The organism is Micrococcus sp. IITD107, assembly GCF_041927415.1.
Lineage (GTDB): Bacteria > Actinomycetota > Actinomycetes > Actinomycetales > Micrococcaceae > Citricoccus > Citricoccus terreus.
Map to the genome: position 1 here is coordinate 1 of NZ_JBHFFN010000020.1, position 722 is coordinate 722.

The following is a 722-nucleotide window of genomic DNA, read 5'->3' on the forward strand; positions in this document are numbered from 1 at the left end:
CGGACACTGACCTCCGCGCGTGCTGCCGCGGTGCGGGCCGGAGCAGACCGGGCCCTGGTGGATCGGCTGATCACCCAGGGCCAGGCCCGGCTGATGGGCCAGGCCCGGGGTGCTGCCCCGTCGGCGGTGAGCCGGGCCTGTGCCCGGTGGCGGACCGAGTTCGACCAGCTCATCACCGAATCCGGTGCCCGAGCCACCCAAGCGGTGGTGCATCAGGGCCGTTCGGCGAAGTACGTGCGCGAAGAGAACGGACTGTTCCTCTGGCAGCTCTGGCTCACCCAGGCCCAGCACGAGATCATCCAGACCGTCACCAGCGCTGGCACCAACCCCCGCGCCCCCAAGAACCGGCATCGCGATCACGGAACCGGGGCCCCGGGAACTCGATCCGATGGTTCCTGCCCCGAATCAGAGGACAGTCAGGGCCTGTTCGACCTCACCGCCCCCACCGGAGCGGCTGATCAAGCAGGTCAGAGTGCCGAGGGTGAAGACGACCCAGTTGATGCCGGGTTCTTCCACCCGGGGATGCTGCGGGCCGAAGAGCGTCAGCGCCAGCAGGTCGATGCGATCATCGCCGCCCTAGGCGCAGCCCTGCAGATGACCGAGGCCGGCGCGCTCTCCAACACCGGCGGAGCCCGACCCCAGGTGATGGTCCACATCGACTACCAGACCCTCACCGGAGAACTGGCCGCCCACCCGAACCTGCCCCCACCCCCACCGATACC

General features: G+C 69.4%; 1 protein-coding gene. It reads left to right on the top strand.

The genetic code is table 11. From position 1 onward, the window contains the following. Window positions 1–722 (top strand): hypothetical protein (locus ACEXHE_RS13460; protein ID WP_374786180.1); only part of this gene is annotated, 722 nt, incomplete at both ends.